Source organism: Aquimarina atlantica (genome assembly GCF_000626715.1).
Lineage (GTDB): Bacteria > Bacteroidota > Bacteroidia > Flavobacteriales > Flavobacteriaceae > Aquimarina > Aquimarina atlantica.
On sequence record NZ_AQRA01000034.1, the window covers coordinates 1 to 861 of the forward strand.

An 861-nucleotide genomic window follows, 5' to 3' on the forward strand; every position below is an offset into this window, starting at 1 on the left:
AAGGTTGCCGGTGCATCGTTAGTTACACTAGCCACTGCACAATTATCTGATGTTGTTGGGGTACCTAAAGCAACACTACTGGCTGTACATAATCCAGCGTCAACATTAACATTTACTGTGGCTGGACAACTGATTGTTGGATCAATATTGTCTGTTACGGTTACCGTTTGGGTACAGGTAGCTGTATTTCCAGAGCTATCAGTTACGGTCCAGGTTACAGTCGTATCTCCTAATGGGAAAACTCCCGGTGCATCATTGGTTACACTAGCCACTGCACAATTATCTGAAGTTGTTGGGGTACCTAAAGCAACACTGCTTGCTGTACATAAGCCTGCATCGACATTGACATTTACTGTCGCCGGACATGCTATTATCGGATCAATGTTGTCTGTTACGGTTACGGTTTGGGTACAGGTAGCGGTATTACCAGAGCTATCGGTTACGGTCCAGGTTACAGTCGTATCTCCTATCGGGAACACTCCAGGTGCATCGTTAGTCACACTAGCCACTGCACAATTATCTGAAGTAGTAGGTGTGCCTAAAGTAACTCCACTGGCTGTACATAATCCAGCATCTACATTTACATTTACTGTGGCTGGACATGCAATTACCGGATCTATATTATCAGTTACCGTTACCGTTTGCGTACAGGTAGCTGTATTACCAGAGCTATCAGTTACGGTCCAGGTTACAGTCGTATCTCCTAATGGGAAGGTTGCCGGTGCATCATTGGTTACACTAGCCACTGCACAATTATCTGATGTTGTTGGGGTACCTAAAGCAACACTACTGGCTGTACATAATCCAGCATCTACATTAACATTTACTGTGGCTGGACATGCAATTACCGGATCTATATTA

General features: G+C 44.5%; 1 protein-coding gene. It reads right to left on the reverse strand.

Going from position 1 to position 861, the window contains the following annotated elements; all coding sequences use genetic code 11:
* Positions 1-857: HYR domain-containing protein (locus ATO12_RS26675; protein WP_394331732.1), on the reverse strand; the 857-nt coding region annotated here is incomplete at its 3' end.
* Positions 858-861 lie beyond the last annotated feature (4 nt).